3 protein-coding genes are annotated in these 3,267 nt (G+C 63.3%); all 3 read right to left on the bottom strand.

The features are described 5' to 3' along the window. Window position 1: 1 nt before the first annotated feature. The gene (locus H8B03_RS18875) at window positions 2-1,396 is read right to left on the bottom strand and encodes a TRAP transporter large permease (protein WP_193143530.1); all 1,395 of its coding nucleotides are present in this window, start codon (window positions 1,394-1,396) and stop codon (window positions 2-4) included. Between the two features lie 3 nt (window positions 1,397-1,399). Next, a complete protein-coding gene (locus H8B03_RS18870; protein WP_193143527.1) occupies window positions 1,400-2,104 on the bottom strand; it encodes a TRAP transporter small permease in 705 nt (234 codons plus the stop codon). Between the two features lie 70 nt (window positions 2,105-2,174). Next, window positions 2,175-3,176, bottom strand: a complete 1,002-nt coding sequence (locus H8B03_RS18865; protein WP_193143525.1) for a TRAP transporter substrate-binding protein — start codon at window positions 3,174-3,176, stop codon at window positions 2,175-2,177. Window positions 3,177-3,267: the final 91 nt, after the last annotated feature.

The raw sequence follows: 3,267 nt of genomic DNA, 5'->3' as shown, positions 1-3,267 counted from the left end.
CCTAATTCGTGATGATTTCCGGTCCCATGAGCGCTGTTGGGAGGAAGGTCGAGAGGGCCGGGATGTAGGTGACCATGATGAGGAAGACGAAGAGCACGGCCAGGAACGGCAGGGCGGCTCGGACGACGGCCATCATCGGCATTCCGGCGACGCCGGAGGTCACGAAGAGGTTCAGGCCCACCGGCGGGGTGATCATGCCGATCTCCATGTTGACCACCATGATGATGCCCAGGTGGATCGGATCGATGCCCAGCTGGATGGCGATCGGGAAGACCAGCGGCGCGACGATGACCAGCAGGCCCGAGGGCTCCATGAACTGGCCGCCGATCAGCAGGATCACGTTGACCACGATCAGGAAGGTGATCGGGCCCAGGCCCGCGCCCAGCATCGCCTCGGCGATGTGCTGGGGCACCTGTTCGTCGGTCAGCACGTGCTTCAGGATCAGCGCGTTGGCGATGATGAACATCAGCGTGATGGTCAGCTTGCCCGCATCATAGAGCGTGTTGATCGTGTCGCGGTGGAAGAACGCCGTGATCAGCGCCTGCGGCTTGCGCAGCAGCGAGATGTTGCGCGCCCCGTCCTTGGTGGCCAGCGGACCCATGTCGCGATAGACGAAACAGGCCACCAGGAAGGCATAGACCGAGGCCACGGCGGCCGCTTCGGTGGGGGTGAAGATGGCGCCGGTCAGGCCGGGAATGCCGTAGATGCCGATCATGATGATGGCGATCAGCATCAGCCCCCAGAAGGCGTCGCGGAAGGAGTCGCCGACCTCGCTCCAGCCCAGCCAGTCGCCCTTGGGCAGGTTCTTGACCTTGGCGATGACATAGATGGTGATCATCAGCATCAGCCCCGCCATCAGGCCCGGAATGACCCCGGCCAGGAACATCCGCCCGACCGAGACATCCGTGGCCGAGGCATAGACCACCATCACGATGGACGGCGGGATCAGGATGCCCAGGGTGCCGGCGTTACAGATGACACCGGCGGCGAAGTCCTTGGAATAGCCCACCTTCTGCATCGCCGCGATGACGATGGAACCGATCGCCACAACCGTCGCCGGGGACGATCCCGAGAGTGCGGCGAAGATCATGCAGGCAAACACCCCGGCGATCGCCAGCCCGCCCGGCAGGTGGCCGACGCAGGCGATGGCAAAGCGGATGATCCGCCGCGCCACCCCGCCGGTGGACATGAAGCTTGAGGCCAGGATGAAGAACGGGATCGCCAGCAGCGTGTAGTGCCCGGCCATCGCCTGGTAGAGCGATTGCGCCACCGAGGCCAGCGAGCTGTCGGAATTGAGCAGCAGGAAGATGATCGAGCTGAGGCCCAGCCCCACCGCGATCGGCACGCCGATCAGCAGCAGGCCGATGACCATCAAGAACAGAAGTACGATTTCCATGGGTCAGGTGTCCTTGCCGAAGGGCGTGTCGTGGTGGGTGGCGCTGAGGTCGTCGACCTGGTCCTCGACCTCGTGGCTCACGATCAGGCTCTCATGGGTGCCTTTGATGATGCCGATGGTCACTTCGACCACCCGCACCAGCAGCAGCAGGCAGCCCACGGGCAGGATCAGATAGGGCACCATCCGCGGCAGCTTCTCGTAGGCTTCGCCTTCGTTGAAGATCGGCTCCAGCCAGCGCAGCCAGTCCACCATCGGGATCTGGTCGGTCTCGTACCAGGCCTGGTCGCGGCTATCGGCCAGACCGGTCGGGAACCAGCGCCCGGTGGTCGCGTCCATCCCGGCGAAGGGCGCGTAGTAATCCCAGGCCCCCTTCATCAGCAGGATCGCGTACAGGCAGCAGCACAGCGCCGCGATGATCGCCAGGACGCGCTGTTTCGGCGCCGTCAGCAGGTTGATCACCGCGTCCACGCCCAGGTGGGCGGTGATCCGGAACGCATGCGAGATGCCGAACAGCACCAGCCAGGCGAACAGCACCAGCACCACCTCAAGGCCCCAGATCAGGCTTTCGTTGAATACATAGCGCAGCACCACGTTGATGAAGGTCAGCAGCACCATGATGCCCAGAATGGCGGCGATGACGACTTCTTCGGTGCGGGCGACGACCCGCCCCAACGCGGTCTGCGGTTGATGTCTGGAATGCGCGCTCATCGGCTGCTCCCTCCCCTCAGGAAAAGGCCGCCCGGTCGCGCCGGACGGCCTGTCTGTCTGGTGATCGCGATTACATCGAGGCGTTGATCTGCTGGGCCGCGTCGATCGCATCGGCCCCCACGTCGCCTTCGAACTGGATCCACACCGGCTTCATCGCCTCGACCCAGGCCGCACGCTGCTCGGGCGTCAGTTCGCGGATCACGCCGCCGGCGTCCAGAACCGCCTGGCGGTTGTCGGCATCCACCTGCGCGATGGCCGCGTTGCGGGTCGCGGTGACTTCCTCGACGATGGTCTGCAGCTGGGTGCGCACGTCTTCGGGCAGCCCGTCCCACCAGTCGACCGAGGTCACGACCATATAGTCCAGCAGGCCGTGGTTGGTTTCGGTGATGCCGTCCTGAACTTCAAAGAACTTCTGGCCGTAGATGTTCGACCAGGTGTTCTCCTGGCCATCCACAACGCCGGTCTGCAGGGCGCCGTAAACCTCGGAAAAGGCCATCGGCTGCGGGCTGGCGTCCAGCGCTTCCATCTGTGCCACCAGCACGTCCGACGGCTGCACCCGGAACTTCAGACCGGCCGCATCGGTGGGCAGGATCAGCGGCTTGTTGGCCGAGAACTGCTTGAGACCATTGTGCCAGAAGCCCAGCCCCTGAAGGCCGCGGCGCTGCATCGAACTCAGCATGTCCTGGCCGGTGTCCGACGACTGGAACGCCTCGACAGCCTCCATGTTCTTGAACATGAACGGCAGGTCGAAGATGCGGAACTTCTTGGTGAACTTCTCGAATTTCGACAGCGAGGGCGCGGCCATCTGCACGTCGCCCTGCAGCATCGCCTCGAGAACCTGGTCATCGTTGTAAAGCGTCGAGTTCGGATAGACCTCCATGCAGGCGGTCCCGTTCATCTCGTCGTTCACGCGCTCTTGCAGCAACGAGGCGGCAATCCCCTTGGGATGCTTGTCGGTGTTGGTCACATGGCTGAACTTGATGACAATCTCGCCATCATCGCAGGCCGCCATCGCAGACCCCGCCGCCAGCACAAGACCCATGGCTGTCGCCGCTGCAGTCACAAATTTCATCGATCATCCTCCCGATCAGTCGCTGAAAACAGGACCACACAAAAATGCGCGCCCCCAAATCATCATCACCATTAAAAAGAGTCCGGCAACA

Source organism: Meridianimarinicoccus sp. MJW13 (assembly GCF_014901205.1).
Lineage (GTDB): Bacteria > Pseudomonadota > Alphaproteobacteria > Rhodobacterales > Rhodobacteraceae > Meridianimarinicoccus.
The sequence above is the reverse complement of the archived record's forward strand: the minus strand, read 5'-3'. Positions and strand labels throughout refer to the sequence as shown.